11 protein-coding genes are annotated in these 19,654 nt (G+C 60.7%); 3 read left to right on the top strand and 8 right to left on the bottom strand.

Annotated elements, in window-relative coordinates; all coding sequences use genetic code 11:
• Positions 1-136 precede the first annotated feature (136 nt).
• From CRX69_RS16620 to CRX69_RS16610, 3 genes are all read right to left on the bottom strand, one after another.
• On the bottom strand, positions 137-1,717 hold the full coding sequence (locus tag CRX69_RS16620; protein ID WP_107322364.1) for an aldehyde dehydrogenase (NADP(+)): 1,581 nt from the start codon (positions 1,715-1,717) through the stop codon (positions 137-139).
• A 12-nt stretch (positions 1,718-1,729) separates the two neighbouring features.
• A complete protein-coding gene (gene araD1, locus CRX69_RS16615; RefSeq protein WP_107322363.1) occupies positions 1,730-2,722 on the bottom strand; it encodes an AraD1 family protein in 993 nt (330 codons plus the stop codon).
• A gap of 147 nt (positions 2,723-2,869) precedes the next feature.
• On the bottom strand, positions 2,870-4,192 hold the full coding sequence (locus CRX69_RS16610) for an MFS transporter (protein ID WP_107322362.1): 1,323 nt from the start codon (positions 4,190-4,192) through the stop codon (positions 2,870-2,872).
• Positions 4,193-4,385: 193 nt separating this feature from the next.
• On the opposite strand from CRX69_RS16610, the gene CRX69_RS16605 reads away from it, so the two are divergent.
• The 3 genes from CRX69_RS16605 (at position 4,386) to CRX69_RS16595 (ending at position 11,915) form a co-directional block, all read left to right on the top strand.
• A complete protein-coding gene (locus tag CRX69_RS16605; RefSeq protein ID WP_047225783.1) occupies positions 4,386-6,122 on the top strand; it encodes an IlvD/Edd family dehydratase in 1,737 nt (578 codons plus the stop codon).
• Positions 6,123-6,361: 239 nt separating this feature from the next.
• The gene (locus CRX69_RS16600; RefSeq protein ID WP_047225782.1) at positions 6,362-7,081 is read left to right on the top strand and encodes a FadR/GntR family transcriptional regulator; all 720 of its coding nucleotides are present in this window, start codon (positions 6,362-6,364) and stop codon (positions 7,079-7,081) included.
• A gap of 136 nt (positions 7,082-7,217) precedes the next feature.
• A complete protein-coding gene (locus CRX69_RS16595; RefSeq protein ID WP_107322361.1) occupies positions 7,218-11,915 on the top strand; it encodes a dermonecrotic toxin domain-containing protein in 4,698 nt (1,565 codons plus the stop codon).
• Between the two features lie 61 nt (positions 11,916-11,976).
• Here the strand turns inward: CRX69_RS16595 and CRX69_RS16590 are convergent, their stop codons facing one another.
• The 5 genes from CRX69_RS16590 to CRX69_RS16570 form a co-directional block, all read right to left on the bottom strand.
• Positions 11,977-14,352 carry an efflux RND transporter permease subunit gene (locus tag CRX69_RS16590; protein ID WP_047225780.1) on the bottom strand — a complete coding sequence of 792 codons (2,376 nt, stop codon included), beginning with the start codon at positions 14,350-14,352 and terminating at the stop codon, positions 11,977-11,979.
• 43 nt (positions 14,353-14,395) lie between these two features.
• The gene (locus CRX69_RS16585; protein ID WP_107322360.1) at positions 14,396-15,448 is read right to left on the bottom strand and encodes a WD40/YVTN/BNR-like repeat-containing protein; all 1,053 of its coding nucleotides are present in this window, start codon (positions 15,446-15,448) and stop codon (positions 14,396-14,398) included.
• 412 nt (positions 15,449-15,860) lie between these two features.
• Positions 15,861-18,518 (bottom strand): aminopeptidase N, encoded by a 2,658-nt coding sequence (pepN, locus tag CRX69_RS16580; protein ID WP_047225778.1) that lies wholly within the window; start codon positions 18,516-18,518, stop codon positions 15,861-15,863.
• Between the two features lie 13 nt (positions 18,519-18,531).
• Positions 18,532-19,362 (bottom strand): DUF2797 domain-containing protein, encoded by an 831-nt coding sequence (locus CRX69_RS16575; RefSeq protein WP_047225777.1) that lies wholly within the window; start codon positions 19,360-19,362, stop codon positions 18,532-18,534.
• Positions 19,359-19,619 (bottom strand): YeaC family protein, encoded by a 261-nt coding sequence (locus tag CRX69_RS16570; protein WP_047225776.1) that lies wholly within the window; start codon positions 19,617-19,619, stop codon positions 19,359-19,361. The genes CRX69_RS16575 and CRX69_RS16570 overlap by 4 nt, the downstream gene beginning before the upstream one ends.
• Positions 19,620-19,654 lie beyond the last annotated feature (35 nt).

Below are 19,654 nucleotides of genomic sequence, written 5' to 3'. Positions count from 1 at the left end.
ATCGCGAGCAGGCTCGCTCCCACAATTGGATTTGCAGCGAACACACATCTTGTATTCACCACCCATCCACTGTGGGAGCGAGCCCGCTCGCGATAGCGGCAACCCATTGAACTTCAATGCAACTGCCTGACTGCGATCAGAGCGCCTCGCGCCCCGGCACCCCATCGACCAATCGCTGGATGCCCAGCGGATTGGCGTTTTTCAAAGGCTCGGGCAACAGGCTGTCGGGGTAGTTCTGGAAGCACACCGGGCGCAGGAAACGATCGATCGCCAGCGTACCCACCGAAGTCCCACGGGCATCGGACGTCGCCGGGTAAGGCCCGCCATGGACCATCGAGTCGCAAACCTCGACGCCGGTTGGATAACCGTTGAGCAGGATGCGACCGACTTTTTGCTCCAGCAACGGAGTCAATTCGCTGAACTGCTCGAAATCCGCTGGCTCCCCGATCATGGTTGCAGTCAACTGACCGTGCAGGCCGTTCAGCGCGGCAGTGAGCTCGGCTGGGTCCGCCACTTCGACAAACACCGTGGTCGGGCCGAACACTTCTTCTTGCAGCGCCTCGTCACCGTTGATCAACAAGCTGGCGTCAGCCTTGAACAACTGCGGCTGGGCCTGGTTGCCCTGTTGCGCACGTCCGGCCAGATGTTCGATGCCCGGGTGAGCCAGCAACTTCTGCAGGCCCTTGCCGTAGCTTTGCAGCGTGCCGGCATTGAGCATGGTTTGCGGGGCCTGATCGCCGATCAGCGCGGCCACTTGTTGGGTGAAGGCGCTGAATTGCGGCGAGCGGATACCGATCACCAAACCGGGGTTGGTACAGAACTGGCCACAACCCTGCACCACCGAAGCGGTCAAATCGCGGGCGACGCTGTCGGCACGCTTTTCCAACGCTTGCGGCAACACGATCACCGGGTTGATGCTCGACATCTCGGCGAATACCGGGATCGGCTGGGGCCGCGCGGCGGCCATGTCGCACAGGGCCCGGCCGCCCTTGAGGGAACCGGTGAAGCCTACCGCCTGGATCGCCGGATGCTTGACCAGCCATTCGCCAACACCACCGCCGTAGATCATGTTGAATACGCCGGCGGGCATCGAGGTTTTTTCAGCCGCGCGGATAATCGCATCAGCCACCCATTCGGCCGTTGCCATGTGGCCGCTGTGGGCCTTGAACACCACCGGGCAACCCGCGGCCAGGGCCGACGCGGTGTCGCCACCGGCTGTAGAAAATGCCAGAGGAAAGTTACTGGCGCCAAACACCGCAACCGGCCCCAGGCCGATGCGGTACTGACGCAAGTCCGGGCGCGGCAACGGTGTGCGTTCCGGTAAGGCACGGTCGATGCGCGCGCCGTAGAAATCGCCGCGACGCAGGACCTTGGCGAACAGACGCATCTGACCGCTGGTGCGACCGCGCTCACCCTGGATCCGCGCCGCCGGCAAGGCGGTTTCCCGGCAGACCACGGCCACGAACTCATCGCCCAAGCCATCCAGCTCATCGGCAATGGCTTCGAGGAACTCGGCCCGGCGCACTGCGCTCAAGCGGCGGTAGGCCGGATAAGCGGCAGCCGCAGCCTTGGCGGCAGCGTCAACTTCTTCGGCCGTCGCCTGGACGAACTCATGGGGCAAGGCTTCGCCGCTGCTGGCGTCAAGGCTCTGCAAGCGTGTCTGGCCGGCCGCGCTACGCGCGCCACCAATGTAGTTGTGGCCAAGGATCTGGTTCATCGAAAGTCTCCTTTAAAGTGTGCCGATAGTACCCGGGTTGAACACCGCGTCCACCGGGGCAATGCCGTTGACCAGCGGTGCGCCGAATTCGGCCTGGCTGATTTCGAACACGTCCCCCGGTTGCGTGCGGATGCCGTCGGCGAACGACAGGGTCGCGGTGCCGAAAAAATGCACGTGCACGTCACCCGGACGCAGGAACTGACTGTACTTGAAATGGTGGAACTCAAGGTTTTCGAGGCTGTGGCACATGTTCGCCTCGCCACTGAGAAATTCGTTCTGCCACAGTACTTGGCCGTTGCGCAGGATACGACTGGTCCCGGAAAGATGTTGAGGCAGTTCACCCAGGCGAAGTTCCGGGCCAAAGCTGCAGCTGCGCAATTTCGAATGGGCCAGGTACAGGTAATTCTTGCGTTCCATCACATGATCGGAAAACTCGTTACCCACCGCAAAGCCCAGTCTGTATGGCTTAGCGTCGTGGCCGATGACATACAACCCGCTGATTTCCGGCTCTTCGCCGGCATCTTCGGCAAACGGCGGCAGCGGGAACGGATGGCCCGGACGGACCACGATGCTGCCGTCGCCCTTGTAGAACCACTCCGGTTGCACACCGGCCTGTCCGCTCTGAGGCTTACCGCCCTCCACGCCCCACTTGAAGATGCGCATGGTGTCGGTCATGGCTGTTTCGTCGCCGGCCTGCTGATGCATCTTGTCCCGGGCCGAGGCACTGCCCAGGTGGGTCAGGCCGGTGCCGCTGACCAGCAGGTGCGCCGGGTCCGGGTGGTCCAGCGGGGGCAGAATGCGCAGTTCGCTGAGTAACTGCGGGTAGTCATGGGCGGTTCCCAGGCCCAGGCTGTTGACCTGCTGCTCAAGCTTCACACCCGCCTCAATGGCCGCCAGAGCCAGGTCGCGCACGGTCCGGGCGCCCTGCACTTCGCGCACTTGCTCGCCATCGACCACGCCGACGCGGCGTTCGCCGTTATTCAATTCGAACTGAACTAAACGCATATTTTTCTCCCTGCAAACAAAGCTTGAATAACACGCTGATCCCTGTGGGAGCGAGCCTGCTCGCGATAGCGTTGGGTCAGCAACATTGATGCGACTGACAGATCGCAATCGCGAGCAGGCTCGCTCCCACAGGGGATTTCAATCACCTCAGGTCCGCGTCGCCCCCCGGGCGCTGGCCGCGAACTGCTCCGCCGGCAGCACATGCTTGCGCTCCAGCAGGCGATACACCACGCCGGTCAACACCAGGCCGAACACCATCACGCAGGACAGGAAGTACAGCCCCGACGCCAGGTTGCCGGTGTATTCCTTCAGCGCACCGATCACGAACGGCCCGATGTAGCCACCCAGGTTGCCCACCGAGTTGATCAGCGCGATACCCGCCGCCGCACTGGCGCCGGCAAAGAAACGCCCCGGCAAGGTCCAGAACACCGCGGTGCAGGAAAACAGCGCGAACGCCACCAGGCACAGCGCCGCCAGTTGCAACACCGGCACCGTCAGCCAGGCACTGAGGAACAGACCGATGGCGCCCAGCACATAGAGCACGGCCAGATGACCGTAGCGATCGTTCAAGCGGTCGGAACTGCGAGGAATGATCAGCAAACCGATGATGCCGAAGATGTAGGGCACCGAGGACACGAAACCGGTCACCAGGTCGGTGCCGCCAAATTGCTTGATCAACGTGGGCAGCCACAGGCCCAGCCCGTAGATGCTCAGGGTCACCGGCAGATAGAACAGCGCCAGCAGCAGGACACGCTTGTCCTTCAAGGCGTGCAGCGGATTGCCGTGCCGGGTCTGGCCGTATTCCTCAAGGTCTTTTTTCAGTTCACCGGTCAGCCAGTCCTTTTCGGCCTGGTCCATCCACTTCACCTGTTGCGGACCATCCGGCAGATAACGCAGCACCGGCCAGGTCAGCAAGACCGCCGGCAGACCGATGACGATGAACAACCACTGCCAGCCGTGCAAGCCCAGGATGCCGTCCATGCCCAGCAAGCCGCCGGAGACGGGGCCGGTGATCATCATGGCGATGGGCTGAGACAAAATGAACAGGCCCAGGATCTTGCCGCGATGGCGGACCGGGAACCATTGGGTGATGTAGTACAGCACGCCGGGGAAGAATCCGGCTTCCGCCGCGCCGAGCAGAAAGCGCATCACATAGAAGCTGTAAGGCCCTTGCACAAACGCCATGCCGATGGTGATGGCGCCCCAGGTGATCATGATCCGCGCGAACCAGCGCCGGGCACCGAAGCGTTCCAGCATCAGGTTGCTGGGGATCTCAAGCAGGAAGTAGCCAATGAAAAACAACCCCGCGCCCAGGCCGTAGGCGGCGTCGCCGATGCCGATGTCGGCGCCCATGTGCAGCTTGGCGAAACCCACGGCTGAACGGTCCACGTAGGCGATCAGGTATAGCAGGATCAGGAAAGGAATCAGTTTCAGCGTGATGCGGCGAATCAGCCGCAATTCCTGGCTCATGGGACCGGTCTCCGATTGTTGTTGTTATAGAACCTTGGGGGATTTCTCTGACCAATGAGCGCCAGGACAATCCCTCCGTTGAATCGGACTATATAGTAATACTATTTACCCAACAACACTTCCAAACCGAGCAAATTGCGCTTATGTTAGGCGCAAGCTAAAACAATATAGTCATACAATAAGAGAATCGATCATGTCTGATAAGAAACCCTCCCTGCGCTCGGCCCAATGGTTTGGCACCGCCGACAAAAACGGCTTCATGTACCGCAGTTGGATGAAAAATCAGGGCATCGCCGACCATCAGTTTCATGGCAAGCCAATCATCGGCATCTGCAACACCTGGTCGGAGCTGACGCCATGCAACGCGCACTTCCGGCAGATCGCCGAACACGTCAAGCGCGGCGTGATCGAGGCCGGGGGCTTCCCGGTGGAGTTTCCGGTGTTCTCCAACGGCGAATCGAACCTGCGCCCGACTGCCATGCTGACGCGCAACCTGGCGAGCATGGATGTGGAGGAAGCCATTCGCGGCAATCCGATTGACGGCGTGGTGCTGCTCACCGGTTGCGACAAGACCACCCCAGCCTTGCTGATGGGGGCCGCCAGTTGTGACGTGCCGGCCATCGTCGTTACCGGCGGACCGATGCTCAACGGCAAGCACAAGGGCCAGGACATCGGGTCGGGCACGGTGGTCTGGCAGTTGAGCGAACAGGTCAAGGCCGGCACCATCACGATCGATGATTTCCTTGCGGCCGAGGGCGGCATGTCCCGCTCGGCCGGGACCTGCAACACCATGGGCACCGCCTCGACCATGGCCTGCATGGCCGAAGCCCTCGGCACGTCCCTGCCGCACAACGCCGCGATTCCGGCGGTGGACGCGCGCCGTTATGTGCTGGCCCACATGTCCGGCATGCGTGCGGTGGAAATGGTCCGTGAAGACTTGAAGCTGTCGAAGATCCTGACCAAGGAGGCTTTCGAGAACGCCATCCGGGTCAACGCAGCCATCGGCGGCTCGACCAACGCGGTGATCCACCTCAAGGCCATTGCCGGACGCATCGGCGTGCAACTGGACCTGGACGACTGGACCCGCATCGGTCGAGGCATGCCGACCATCGTCGACCTGCAGCCGTCCGGACGCTTCCTGATGGAGGAGTTCTATTACGCCGGTGGTTTGCCCGCCGTGCTGCGCCGTCTCGGCGAAGCCAACCTGATCCCTAACCCCGACGCGCTGACCGTCAACGGCAAGAGTCTTGGCGAGAACACCAAGGACGCACCGATCTATGGCCAGGACGAAGTCATTCGTACCCTGGACAACCCGATCCGGGCCGACGGCGGTATCTGCGTGCTGCGCGGTAACCTGGCCCCCCTCGGCGCGGTACTCAAACCCTCCGCCGCCACGCCCGAGCTGATGCAACATCGTGGTCGCGCGGTGGTGTTCGAGAACTTCGACGAGTACAAGGCGCGGATCAATGATCCGGAACTGGATGTCGATGCCAGCTCGATCCTGGTGATGAAGAACTGCGGGCCCAAGGGTTATCCGGGCATGGCCGAAGTGGGCAACATGGGCTTGCCGGCCAAGTTGCTGGCCCAGGGCGTGACCGACATGGTGCGTATCTCCGATGCGCGCATGAGCGGCACCGCCTACGGCACCGTGGTGCTGCATGTGGCTCCGGAAGCCGCAGCCGGCGGACCACTGGCGGCCGTGAAGGAAGGTGACTGGATCGAACTGGACTGCGCCAGCGGGCGTCTGCACCTGGACATTTGCGACGCCGAACTGGCCGCCCGCCTGGCCGACCTCCCGCCAGCGCAGAACCTGTTGGTGGGCGGCTACCGCCAGCTGTACATCGACCATGTGCTGCAAGCGGACCAGGGTTGTGACTTCGACTTCCTGGTCGGTTGCCGCGGCGCCGAGGTGCCGCGTCACTCCCACTGACCCCACTCATCCCCTTGCGCGAGCAAGCTTTTTGTGGGAGCTGAGCTTGCTCGCGATAGCGGTGTAACAGACAACAGAGATATTGACTGGCAGGGCCTCATCGCGAGCAAGCTCAGCTCCCACAAAGGCTCGCTCCCACAATGGGTTCGGGTGTACATCAAAATCGCACTAGCGACCCGCCCTCGCCGCGCCTGCTATCATGCGCAGCATCCCCTTCGCACAGGATCGCGCCACCCCCCATGGACTACCGTAAACCCTCCGACCGCAAAAGCATGCACGCGCGCATCGTCCAGGAACTGGGCATGCAGATCGTTTCCGGGCGGTTCAAACCCGACGATAAACTGCCCGCCGAAGCTTTGTTGTGCGAGGAGTATGCCGTCAGCCGTCCGGTGTTGCGCGAGGCCACGCGCGTGCTGGTAGCCAAGGGTCTGGTGTATTCGCGGCCACGGGTTGGCACGGTGGTCAAGGCGCGTCGGGAATGGCACATGCTCGACCCCGATGTGCTGCACTGGTTGATGCAAAGCAGCCCGCAGAATGAGTTCTTCAATCTGCTGACCAGCGTGCGCAGCATCATCGAGCCGGCCGCCGCGGCCCTCGCCGCACAGTTCGCCAACGATACCGACATCGCTGCCATCCGCGAGGCCTACCAGCGCATGGAGGCGGCACCGACCCCCGAAGCGGTGCTGCAACCGGACCTGGACTTCCACAGCCGCATCGCCGATGCCACCCACAACGACCTGCTCGCCAACCTGTGCAACATGTTGTCGGTGGCCATCGCCGAAGCCCTCAAGCACTCCAACCAGCGGCCCAACCTGCATGAACTGGCGATGCCGCGCCACAAGGCGATCCTCACCGCCATCGAGAACCGCGACGCCCTCGGCGCCCGCCATGCCACGCTGGTGCAGCTTGACGATGCCCGCAGCGCACTGAATGTGGTGCTGGGCGCAGATCCTTCCTGATCTTCCCTCCCGACGAGGCCAGGCATAACCCGCATTCGCCAGGGTGGTATTTATTTACCGCCCTCGCAGGAGCGGGATGTCGATACTTCCCTCGTCGTCACTCCCGGCGGCCATGAATTTATGAAAAGGATTTCATATGACCGCACCCGCTCCGGCCAATACGCTCCCCGCGTTGGCACAAAGGGTCAGCCTGCTATTTGCCAGCCGCCCGACCTTCGAAGAAATCGCGCAACGCATGCTCGAGCAAGCCATCAAGGAAAAATACCCCTCGCTGACCTTCGACCTGTCCAAGACCCGATTGGCCACACCGGACCCAGCCTCTCGCGGCTTTACGCTCCAACCGTTCATGCCCCGCGTCCTCGAATACCTGGCCCTCGGCACGCCCGTGGATTTCACGGAGCGCGGTGGGCGTCGCTGTTTTCTTTCCGACGCACCGCCCCGCGAGCTCTCACCAGACGACGGGAAGCTGGACATCAAGGTCATCGAAAAACTGCTGCTTGAACTGCCTTGGACCGTACCGATCGGGCTGGAGGATGCGCTGACCCGCTATTGGAACGCCGGAATCGACACAAGCAATAACCTCAGCCGCTGGCGCTGGCTCAGCGATGCACTGAAGAACACGCTGTCTATCCGCAGGCTGCGACAACCCGGCCTCACTGACCAGGCGCGCGAAGCCCTGGACCAGATCGTCCGCTGGCCGGAGCGCGAGCAGCGCTTTCGCCGCAACAACCCATCCCCCGTCTACGCTTACAGCCTGGAAACCAAGCTCATCCGAGACGGCTCCAACACCGTGCTGACCGGCAGCGAAATTCTCCTGGACCACTCCAAAAAGGGCGTCACCCTCCTCCTGCTATGCAGCCCTGGCGGCGCCGTGCAGTCGTTTGCATCCCTGGAAGCCTTCAATCACCATTGGGGCGCACTGATCGCCAGCCGGTATGTGGTCGACACGCTCACCTGTCAACGCAACGAGATCAGTGGCAATGTCTTCGACACCCAGGCGGCTATGGTGCTGGAGCAGCAACTGGCCGACCTGAACGCAGTGCAGTTGCCTTCGCGGATTGGCCTGCAAGACCTGTCGACGCTCTACCAGGAGCTGAGCGACCCTGCCCGTTATCTGCTTGACGCGCCGCGTCTGACGCCGGAAACGTCGGCACGGATCGAGCCGCTGTTGCCCGACTGGTTGAAAAAAGCTTCCATCGTCGATCAAACGAAATTCCAGCACTACAGCCTGACATTGGCCAGCGCGAAAAAACGCCACCAGGGCCGCACCTTTCTCAGCGACATTGAAGACATCAAGGCCTTTACCGCCGACGCCCTGCTCAAACAGATGCGGCAAACCAACGACAGCCACCCGGACAAGGCTCAACCCAGCCAATACCAGCCTGATGATATAGAACTGACCTTCAGCGTGGCGGCCGGTTATCCCGGGACCACAGGGATCATCGAAAAACGGACGATGAGCCTGACCGAGCTGGCCATCAACAACCTCATCGCCCGACCGAGTGCAAACCTGATCCTCAGCCATCGCTTGGGCCTGACGCTGCCCCGGTGGTTGACGCCGGACTTCATTACCCGCAAGAACGGGCTGATCGAACAGGTCGACATTGGTTCGGCCTATCCCCGCTACCTGCAACAACGGCTGTTGGACGATGTACCTCAAGCCCAGGAACGCCAGCGGATGTTTGCCGAACAGATTCCGGCACAGCTAACGCTTGAAGCCCTCCAGCAAATGCTCAACCACGAAAACGGTGTGACCCGCCAAGGACTGGGCCTGGTTGAAGCGCTCCTCAATCCCGACGCAGATAGCCAACAGGTCAGCGGCCAGTCGGTGGTCATCCGCCACCTGGCCTTCCTGCGCAAACCCGAGGCCCACCCCGACATCGTGAACAATATGTTCATTATCGAGCCGGAGAATGTCCAAACCGGACCACACCTGCTGTATCGCCCACTTTACGCGCCCTCGTTGCAAGAGTTCCCGACGCGCGAGGCACTGCTGAAGGCCGTCGTCACCCCAGGGGACCTGCAAAAAAGCATCCTGACCTGGATGACTGATGCCGCACGACCGATCTATGCCAATGGCGGCTTCCAGGAGCCGCACATCGTGCGGTTTTTCCAGGGCGATGAATTCAACCTCCCCGCCAAGCCCGCCCCTGCGACGCTGGCCATCGACGGTGCAAACGATGAACTGCGGCAGTTCCTGCGCAACGGCGAACTGATGCAGTATCTGTACGGCAGCAATGCCCGCGCCCTGATCTCCCAGGCCGACCGTGATTCAGTCTCCAACAGCGAGAGCCGCTGGGCCTTGCTCCTCAAGGGCGGCAGCCTGCTGTTCAATACGCTGCTGATGCCCTTACTGCGCGGTCCGGTGATGGTCACCTTCTGGCTGTGGAGCCTGATGGCCAGCGCCAGCCAGGATATCCCGGCCCTGAGCAGCGAAGACCCGGTGACCCGGGAACTGGCCGCTGTCGATCTGCTGCTCAACCTCGGCATGCTGGTACACCAGTTTCCCGCCATCAGCGCCTTGTCCCATGCACCGTTGCCCGATGCACTGAAGGAACAGGCGATGCGTCCTCCTGCGCCACGCACCATCCCTGAGCAATGGCCCGCGCCTGCGTCGCCCCGCATTCTCGAAGGGCCGGTGGGCTTGCCCGGCGAACACTTGCAGGGCGCCAGCAGGCACCTGGATCTCAGTTTCGCCAGTGCCCGCCAGCGCCTGACAGCGGAACAACGTAACCGGCTGCAGCGGCTACAGGTGCCACGTCCCACTTCAATGCCTGAACCGATCAAATATGGCCCCTACACAGGCTTGTACGTCATCCAGAACAAATGGCACGCACTGGTGGAAGACCTACTCTATCGGATCAGTCCGGAGCCGGACGGCAATACGGTGATCGTCGACCCGCAGGCTCCACGAGACTCGGCAAAAAATGGTCCGGTGTTGAAATCGGATACCCAAGGCAACTGGTCCATGGATCTACGCCTGCGTCTGCGCGGGGGTATGCCCCCAAAGCGGGTGGCCGAACTGCGCAAGCTCAGGGCCCAGCGGGGGATGGAACTGAGCCGGGAGCTGGCGAATTATCATGCACAGGAAGCCGATAAGCTAAAGGCCGTGCAAGTTGCCCAGGAAGTCATGAGCAGAACTCAGGAAGGCGCCTTTACCGAGGAGCAACGTGCGGCAAAACGTACGCAGTTTTATGAATTGCTCCAGGACCAGACTGACGACTATCTGCGGCTGCTGAACAAAGCAACCGAATATGCCGGCCTTGACATGACATTGCCCCCGGAAATGCTTCGCGCCCTGATGGAAAACGTGGTCAACAATGCCCGTAAAGCCTTTCTTGTCGTCGAGTTGGATTTATTGGCCCTGGATGCCGCCAATATCCAATTCATAAAAAACGGACCGGCGTTGAAGGAGGCTGTCGCCGACAACCCCGCAGGCTACTTTGCGTACCTCGACGCAATGAGCGTCATCAACGATCGTTCCATCTATTGGCTGGAACTCAAAGATCGACACCTGGACGCGCTATTGAACCTGGATGCCGAAGGCGCGCAGATATTCGAGCGGCTGACCAAGGACCGTCCCGAGGAAGAAAGAACGGCGCTGGCCACCAAGGCCGTGCAGTTACCCATACTCGGGGCCCTGCTGGTCAAAAACCCCGACTCCGACCTTCCCGCCAGTCTGCATAACCTCATCAAGTTCTTGCTGGAACAGGTGCGCTCCCACTCCGACCTGGGAACATATGACCTGCCCCCTTCGGAGCGGCTTGAAGTGCTGGAAAGTCTGACCGAAAACTATGGCGCTTCCCTTGATGCCATGCAGGGCATCAAGGCACTCAATGCCAGCGACATTGACCCATCCTATTTCGACAGGCTGTTCAAGCTGATCGAACAGCTCTATGACGACGCCTCCAAGACATTGTCCGCCGAGCTAAAACCGGCGCCGCAACCGCGCAAGCGTCCGCAAAAACGCACCAAAACGGCGAGCGGGCGTCCGCAAAAAAAGGTGATCAAAACCCGTAAGGGCGGCGTGTTGATTGGTGATCTGAAACCCGCCGGCACCTCCCTGCCGATTGAAGTCGTCGAGTTACGCTCCGAAGTCGATGACGAGTTACTCGCCACGTATTCACAGCACGATGACGTCTGGGACATCGTCGAAGTACAACGACCGGTTCCGCCACCACCGCGCACCAGAGCGATCAAAACGATCAAGAGCGAAGCGCGCAAGCTGCTGGATCAATTGGAAAACAGTTTACTGAGCGCAGAGCGGTATAAAACCCAGTGCCGCTTTCCTCAGGAAATCGAGGAGATCATGAACAATGAGGCGAGTCGCTACCGCAAACGCTGCGAAGAACTGGAAAGGGCCTTCACCGCCTCGACAAAACCGCGCACACCAGCAGATCAAACATTGATCGATGAACTGTCAAACGCAGCTTCCCGCCTGGCTACCCGGGGCAGCGCCCTGCGTACCGAACTGAGTTTCAAATTGCCGCCCACCGACAGCAACCTGCGCTACCTGTTCGAAAAGAACCTGATACAGGTTGCCCGGCTCGGCGAACGCAAAGCCTTGAAAAGCGAGCGCAAGGATTTCCTTCAGGAGTACGCCATCAATGACCGCGACGGTTGGCCGCTGTGGTATGCGCATTTTCACTACGAGGCGGCCGATACGCCGAAAGCGGATTTCAGCGTCGCGCATCTGAAAACCAAGGAGCAACGCCGGGAGCACTATCACTCGATGCTGGCCAAGGCGAAAAGCCCTTATGCGGTGGTGAATGTGCATCGAGGACAGATCGGCAGGCCGTTGGCGCAGAGCAAGTTCTTGCCGTTGGCGCCTTGATCTCTGTTCAAAGGCTGGCGTAATACATGTGGCGAGGGAGCAAGCTCCCTCGCCACATGTATTAATGGGCAAACAACGACTTACTCTTCTGCCCTGCCATTTTCTCAGGTTTGATCAGGAACCGCGCCAGCGCCGGCAGCAGCCACAGTGCCCCGAACATGTTCCACAACAACATGAACGTCAGCATCAGCCCCATGTCGGCCTGGAACTTGATGGCCGAGAAGATCCAGGTGCACACACCGATAGCCAGGCACAGGCCTGTGAACAACACGGCCTTACCGGTGGACTTCAGCGTCTGGTAGTACGCCTCTTGCAACGGCAAGCCGGCCCGCAGGAAGCTTTCCAGGCGACTGTAGATATAGATGCCGTAGTCCACGCCTATCCCCACGCCAAGCGCCACCACTGGCAGCGTCGCGACCTTCACACCGATACCCATGAAGGCCATCAGGGCGTTCCCCAACACCGAGGTCAGCACCAGCGGCAGCACGATGCACAGCGTCGCCGCCCAGGAACGGAAAGTGATCATGCACATGGTTGCCACACAGATGTACACCAGGACCAGGATGGTCAGTTCCGATTCCTTGATCACTTCGTTGGTTGCAGCCTCAATGCCAGCGTTGCCGGCGGCGAGGATGAACTCCAGGCCGTCGCGATTATTTTCCTTGGCAAACTCCTGCACCACCTTCACGGCGCGGTCCAGGGTCTCGGCCTTGTGGTCGTTGAGGAAAACCAACACCGGGGCCACGGAACAGTTGTTGTTGTACAGGCCATCGGCCCGGGCAATGGAGTTGTTCAACACGTCTGGGTTACGCGACAGGGTTTCCCATTTCAGGTTGCCCTCGTTCATGCCCTTGATCATTTGCTTGGACACGGTGACCAGGGAGATCGCCGACTGCACCCCCTCGGTGTTCTGCATTTTCCACATCAGCTCGTCGATGGGAGCCATGGCTTCATAGCGTGAGCAGCCTTCAGCCTTGGTCTTGACCATCACCACCAGGACATCGGAGCTGGTGGAATAGTTGCTGATGATGAAGTTGTTGTCCTGGTTGTAGCGCGAGTCCGGACGCAACTCCGGCGCGCCCTGGTCCAGGTCACCGATCTTCAGGTTCTGGCTGTACCAGAGGCCGCCACCAAAGGCGATCAAGGCCAGGATGATCGACACCGGCGCGACTTTGGCGCTGGCAAACTTCGACAGCAGGCGCCAGAACGGATGCTCCCGCGTCGCATCCTTTTTGCTGCGCTCGATGGCACGCTTGCTGATGCCGACATAGGAAATCGCCACCGGCAACAGGATCAGGTTGGTGAACACAATCACCGCCACGCCGATGGACGCACCGAAGGCCAGTTCCCGGATCACGCCGATGTCGATGATCAGCAAGGTGATGAAGCCGACGGCATCCGCCAGGATTGCGATCATCCCCGGCAGGAACAACTGGCGGAATGTGCGCCGCGCCGCCGTCAGGGCGTTGTCCGCTTCACTGGATTGCAAAGCGATACCGTTGATTTTCTGCACGCCGTGGGAGATACCAATGGCGAAGATCAGAAACGGCACCAGCATCGAATAAGGATCGAGCCCGAAACCGACGGCGTGCATCAGCCCCAACTGCCAGACCACGGCCACCAGGGTCGTGCTCAGCACTGCAATGGTGCTGCGCATGCAGTTCGTGAACCAGTACAGCAGCACCAGGGTAATGATGAAGGCCACGCCGAAGAACATCACCACCATGGTCAGGCCGTCGATCAAGTCACCGACCTTCTTGGCGAAGCCCACGATATGGATCTTTACGTTGGGGTTCTGGGCTTCAAACTTGTTGCGGATCTTGTCTTCGAGTTCGTGGGAGAACTTCTGATAATCCAGGGCCAGCAGCTTGCCCTGGTCCTGCGGGTCCGGATAGGACTCCAACAGCGGGATATCGATGATGCTCGATTTGAAATCGTTGGCTACCAGACGTCCGACCTGGCCGGACTTGAGCACGTTGTTGCGTAACAGGTCGAGGCTGTCTGCCGAGCCGTCATAGCTCTGGGGAATCACCTCACCACCGGCAAAGCCCTCCTCCGTCACCTCGGTCCAGCGCACGCTCGGGCTCCACAACGACTTGAGGCCGGAGCGGTCGACGCCGGAAATGTAGAACACCTCGTCGTGAATCTGGCGCAAGGTCTCCATGTAATCCTTGGAGAAAATGTCACCGTTGGTGGCCTCCACGGAAATCCGCACCGTGTTGCCCAGGTTCGCCAGGTCATTGCGGTGTTCGAGCATCTTCTCGATGAAGGGGTGCTCGAGGGGGATCATCTTTTCGAAACTGGTGGACGGCCGGATCAGCGTGGCCTGCCAGAACAGGAAAATACTGACCAACAGGCAAATGACGATCACTGCCGGGCGGTTGTTGAAAATCAGGCGCTCGAGGAACGTCGCCTTGTCTTGGTGATGACTGCTCATGGGGTCCGCCTTCTTGTTATTGTGCCCGCCGGATGTTTGCGGCTCATTTGCTCAATTCAGCGCCGGTGGGGGTGGTGGCATGAACGCCACCCTGTCCTGCCAGGATCAGATTGCCGTTGCCCGCCGCCGTGACAGCCGCCACGGAAATCCGATCCGGGCGGTTGAACACGCTGAAGGTCACGCCGTCATCACTGCTGCGCACCACACTGCCGCCATTGCCGACAATTACGATGGAGCCATCTGGCAAGAGCGTGGCCCCGGACAGGCCGAATTCCAGGGCACCGCGGGTGGCCTTGAGCTCGACCTGCTCCCAGGTGCTACCAAAATCGGTGGAGCGATAGAGGTTGCCGCGCAGGCCGTAGGCCAACAGCGTTGAAGGCTGAGCGGTGCCGATGACGCCGAACAGCGAACCTTCGTATGGGCCTTCGATCTTTTCCCAGGTCTGGCCCCAATCGCTGGAGCGGAACATGCTGCCAGCCTCACCGACGATGAACAGCCCGGCGTCTTTCACCGCAGCTATCGCGTTGAGGTGGAACTGGTCTTCGTTGTCGAGACGATCCCCGACCTCTTCCCAGTGCTTGCCGCCGTCGGTGGTTTCGAACAGCGCCCCGTAGGCGCCCACGGCAAAACCGTTGCTCGCGTCCTTGAACCAGACGTCCAGCAGCGGCGATTCACGGGGCAGGTCTTCGAATTGCTTGGTCCAGGTGCTGCCACCGTCTTCGCTGGCCAGTATCTGCGCGTCGTGCCCCACGGCCCAGCCGTGTTTGTCATCGACGAAAAATACTGCGGTGAGCAACTGGCGGGTCGGCACCTTGGCCTGAGTCCAGGAACCGCCCTGATCGTCCGAATAGACAATGTGCCCGCGATCACCGACCGCCACCAGGCGTTTGCCGGCATGGACCACATCGAGCATCAGGGTTTTGCTGGCCTTGGCCGACTCGACGGAATAGATGACATCGGATGTCGAAGCCGCTACGGCCATCACCGGTGCAGACAACACGGCAGAGCCCAGCAGCGAGAGCGCCGAGACCAGCAACGCGACTCTGCGCAGTACCGGCGGCCGGCAGCGGCCCACAGCCATGACAGGCTCATTCATAGACCTTTCCCCCATTATTATTGTTAGGTCATTCAACCCTTCAGGGCGCCGTAAGCGGGCTCATCGTGATTGACTGTTCTGGAGCATAGTCCTGAAACCTGCAATCTAGAGCCACTTCGGAAGCTGACCTATCCTATCGGGCTTTGGAAAGGTCTGACAATCGACGCCGCGTTATCTTTTGTTAACCGTGGCGCAGTGCGGTCGGGGGTGAATGAAGGGGTATTCGGGGAGGTTATGGCAGGCTATCGAGGCGGTTGTTGTGTAGACAGGTCTGACGCCATCGCGAGCAGGCTCGCTCCCACAAGGGATCAATGTTGAACACAAGATATATGCTCACTGAAGATCACCTGTGGGAGCGAGCCTGCTCGCGATGGGAACACCGCGGCCTGCAAGGCAGACCGCGGTGCCAAGGTCACGCCAGGCTCTTGCTCACCACTTCGAACACATCGGCCGACAGCCCGCCGGACGCCAGGATGCGCTCCAGCTCGGCTTTCATCAGCGCCTGGCGGGCACTGTCGTATTTGCGCCAGCGGGTCAGTGGCGCCAGTTGCCGTGCGGCGATCTGCGGGTTGAAGCCATTGAGCTGGATCACCAGATCCGCCAGGAAGCGATAACCTGAACCGTCAGCCGCGTGGAAGTTGATCAGGTTCTGCCCGGCAAACGCCCCCACCAAAGCGCGTACCTTGTTCGGGTTCTTGATATTGAACGCCGGATGTTCCATCAAGGCCTTGACCCGCGCCAGGCCGCCCGGCAACGGGCTGCCGGCCTGGACGCTGAACCATTGGTCCATGACCAGCGGGTTGCCTTTGAAGTTCTCCGCGAACACTTCCAGCGCCTTGGCCTTCTCGGCTTCGAACGGGGAATTGACCAGCACCGCCAGGGCCGTGAGACGCTCGGTCATATTGTCGGCGGTGTCGAACTGCTCCAGGGTGGCACTGAGCACTTCCGGCTTGTCGGTCAGCATCAGGTACGACAGCGCGATGTTCTGCAAGGCACGGCGGGCGAAATGCTCGGCCTCGGCCACGTACGGCGTGCGCTTGGACAGGTCACGGTTGGCCTCATAGCGCAGCCACAGGGCTTCGAACAGATTGTCCGCCAGTTGCTGACGGGCGAATTCCCGCGCGGCATGGATCGCCTCCACGTCGGCCACTTCGCTGATTTCCGTCAGATAAGCCTCGCTTGGCAGCGAGAGCATTTCCGCGACCATGGCCTGATCCAGGGATTCGTCCGACAGCACGCTACGCAAAGCGCTGACCAGACGCGGATCCAGCACCAGATTTTCGCCTTTCTGATGCTGGGCGATCAGTTCCTGCAGCACCTGCACCGACAACTGCTGGCCGGCATCCCAGCGGTTGAAGCCGTCGCTGTCGTGCTGCATCAGGAACATCAAGTGGTCCCGATCGTACGGGAAGCTCAGCTTCACCGGGGCCGAGAAGCCGCGCAACAACGAAGGCAACGGCTTTTCGGCGATGTCGACAAAGGTGACGGTCTGCTCGGCTTCGGTCACCGAGATCACCCGGGACGTGCCAGTTGCCGCCGCTTCGCCGGCCAGGCGCAGAGGGATTTCGTTGCCCTTGCTGTCCAGCAAACCCAGCTCCACGGGAATCACAAATGGCAGTTTTTCCATTTTGTCCGGGGTCGGTGGGCAGCTCTGGCTGAAGGTCAGGCTGTAGGTTCGGGCAGCAGCGTCGTAGGACTCGCTGACCGCCAGCCGTGGCGTACCCGCCTGGCTGTACCAGCGCTTGAACTGACTCAGGTCGACGCCGTTGGCATCCTCCATGGCCTTGATGAAGTCATCGCAGGTCACGGCCTGGCCGTCGTGGCGCTCGAAGTACAGGTCGCTGCCCTTGCGAAAGCCCTCGGCCCCCAGCAGGGTGTGGATCATGCCGACCACTTCCGACCCCTTTTCGTACACGGTCAGGGTGTAGAAGTTGGAAATTTCGATGAAGCTGTCCGGGCGCACCGGGTGGGCCATGGGACCTGCGTCTTCGGCAAACTGGTGAGTGCGCAGGTACGCCACGTCCTGGATACGCTTGACCGTGGCTGAGTTCATGTCGGCCGAAAAACCGGCGTCGCGGAACACAGTGAAGCCTTCCTTGAGGGACAACTGGAACCAGTCACGGCACGTCACGCGGTTACCCGACCAGTTATGGAAATACTCGTGGGCAACGATCGCTTCGACCCGCTGGTGCGCGGCATCGGTGGCGGTTTCGGCGCGGGCCAGCACTGCGCTGGAGTTGAAGATGTTCAGGCCCTTGTTTTCCATGGCGCCCATGTTGAAGTCGTTGACCGCGACGATCATGAAGATGTCCAGGTCATACTCACGGCCATAGACCTCTTCATCCCAGCGCATCGACTTCTTCAGGCTGGTCATGGCGTGCTGGCACTTATCGATGTTTTCCGGCTCGACATAGATGCGCAGCGCCACGGTGCGCTCGGTCATGGTGGTGAAGGTGTCTTCGACGCACCACAGGTCACCGGCCACCAGGGCAAACAGGTAGGCGGGTTTCTTGAACGGGTCTTCCCAGGTCGCCCAGTGCCGGCCATCTTCGCCGGGACCGCTGGCGATCGGGTTGCCGTTGGACAGCAACACCGGATAGCTGTGCTGCTCGGCCACCACCGTGGTGGTGAACGTACTCATCACATCCGGGCGGTCGAGGTAATAGGTGATCTTGCGGAAACCTTCGGCCTCGCACTGGGTGCAGAACATGCTGCCGGACTTGTACAAGCCTTCCAGGGCGGTGTTGGTTTCCGGGTGGATCCTGACAGTGGTGTCCACCGTGAAGGCCGGGGCCTTGGGTTGCAGGGTCAGGTGGCTGGCGTCCAGCTGATAGTCCAGCGGATTGAGGTCGGTGTCATCGAGCTTGATCGAGAGCAGTTCCAGCTGCTGGCCATCGAGCACCAGGGGCGGCAGGCCGGCACCGCGCTCGGGGTTACGGCGCATCACCAGTTGCGCATGGACCAGGCTGTGGTCCTCGAACAACTCGAAGGTCAGGTGCGTCTCGTCGATCAGGTACTCGGGCGCCTGATAGTCCTTCAGGTAAATCATCTTCGGTTGTTCGGTGCGCATGGGGCAAATCCTTCTACTGATGCACGGCGAGCTGATAAGCCGTGTATTTACGAATATTGATCACGCCAGTGTCGAAAATCAGGTATTGGCCCTTGATCCCCAGCAGCGTGCCTTCGGCAATCGGGTTCTTGTCCAGGTTGAAGCTGACGATCTTGGCCGGGTATTGCTCCACCGGATAACGGATCTCGACCGGCTCGACGTCCGCTATGGTCTGGATCGCTTGCAGGCCGAATCGTTCCTGCAAGCCTTGCAGTCCTTCGGCGCAGCTCTCGAACAGCGAATCGCGGATCTGCGGCAGGTCCACCGCCACGGCGTCGCCCTTGAGCAATGCGCGCCAGTTGGTCTTGTCCGCCACCTGGCTGCGGAACAGGTCTTCGACAAAGCCCGATTGCTGGCGAGTGGCGACCCGCAGGATCGGCAGCGCCTGGCTGGCGCCCTGGTCCAGCCAGCGGGTCGGCAGCTGCGTGGCGCGGGTGATGCCGACTTTCACGCCCGAGGAATTGGCCAGGTACACCACATGATCGGTCATGCAGAACTGTTCGCCCCAGGCCGGCTCGCGGCAGGTGCCCGCATCGAAGTGGCAGCGCTCAGGGCTCATGATGCACAGGTCGCACTGGGCCAGTTTAGTCATGCAGGGGTAGCAATAACCCTGGCTGAAGCTGGTCTTGGTCCTGCGTCCGCAATGGCTGCAGTGGATCGCACCGAGAAACTCCAGGCGCACCGTGCTGCCAATCAACGGGTTGACTGGCACCTCGGTATCGCCCAGGCGAAAGGCGTATTGAACGGTCGGCCCGTCAAGGCGTGCCGACATCTTGCTGATTGCACCGCGGCCAATCTCGATCAATGGATGGCATCCGACTTGAACAGGATGTTCGGCACTTCTGTGGCCTTCGACTGGCACTCCTGCGGGCCCATGTAGCCGGTGCGTTCCTCTTCGGGCAGATTCTGCATCTCCCAGGCGATCATCGCCTGCAGCGACAATTCGCGCTGTTCGGCGGTGAGCTTGTTGCCATCGGCCCATTTACCGATTTCCACCGCCAGCTTCAGGCTCTGATAGATCTCGGGGGTGATGTTTTTGATCATTTCGTTGAACGAGGACATGGGTTCTCCGCGCAATCGCGCATATTCAAATATTA

Origin of the sequence: Pseudomonas rhizophila, assembly GCF_003033885.1 — a bacterium.
In the GTDB taxonomy this organism is placed as follows: Bacteria; Pseudomonadota; Gammaproteobacteria; order Pseudomonadales; family Pseudomonadaceae; genus Aquipseudomonas; species Aquipseudomonas rhizophila.
This window is presented reverse-complemented; position numbering and strand designations above follow the sequence as displayed.

Excerpts from the sequence above, each read along its gene's own strand:
- CRX69_RS16620 (WP_107322364.1), bottom strand. The coding sequence starts at position 1,717 with ATGAACCAGATCCTTGGCCACAACTACATTGGTGGCGCGCGTAGCGCG.
- araD1 (WP_107322363.1), bottom strand. The coding sequence starts at position 2,722 with ATGCGTTTAGTTCAGTTCGAATTGAATAACGGCGAACGCCGCGTCGGC.
- CRX69_RS16610 (WP_107322362.1), bottom strand. The coding sequence starts at position 4,192 with ATGAGCCAGGAATTGCGGCTGATTCGCCGCATCACGCTGAAACTGATT.
- CRX69_RS16605 (WP_047225783.1), top strand. The coding sequence starts at position 4,386 with ATGTCTGATAAGAAACCCTCCCTGCGCTCGGCCCAATGGTTTGGCACC.
- CRX69_RS16600 (WP_047225782.1), top strand. The coding sequence starts at position 6,362 with ATGGACTACCGTAAACCCTCCGACCGCAAAAGCATGCACGCGCGCATC.
- CRX69_RS16595 (WP_107322361.1), top strand. The coding sequence starts at position 7,218 with ATGACCGCACCCGCTCCGGCCAATACGCTCCCCGCGTTGGCACAAAGG.
- CRX69_RS16590 (WP_047225780.1), bottom strand. The coding sequence starts at position 14,352 with ATGAGCAGTCATCACCAAGACAAGGCGACGTTCCTCGAGCGCCTGATT.
- CRX69_RS16585 (WP_107322360.1), bottom strand. The coding sequence starts at position 15,448 with ATGAATGAGCCTGTCATGGCTGTGGGCCGCTGCCGGCCGCCGGTACTG.
- pepN (WP_047225778.1), bottom strand. The coding sequence starts at position 18,518 with ATGCGCACCGAACAACCGAAGATGATTTACCTGAAGGACTATCAGGCG.
- CRX69_RS16570 (WP_047225776.1), bottom strand. The coding sequence starts at position 19,619 with ATGTCCTCGTTCAACGAAATGATCAAAAACATCACCCCCGAGATCTAT.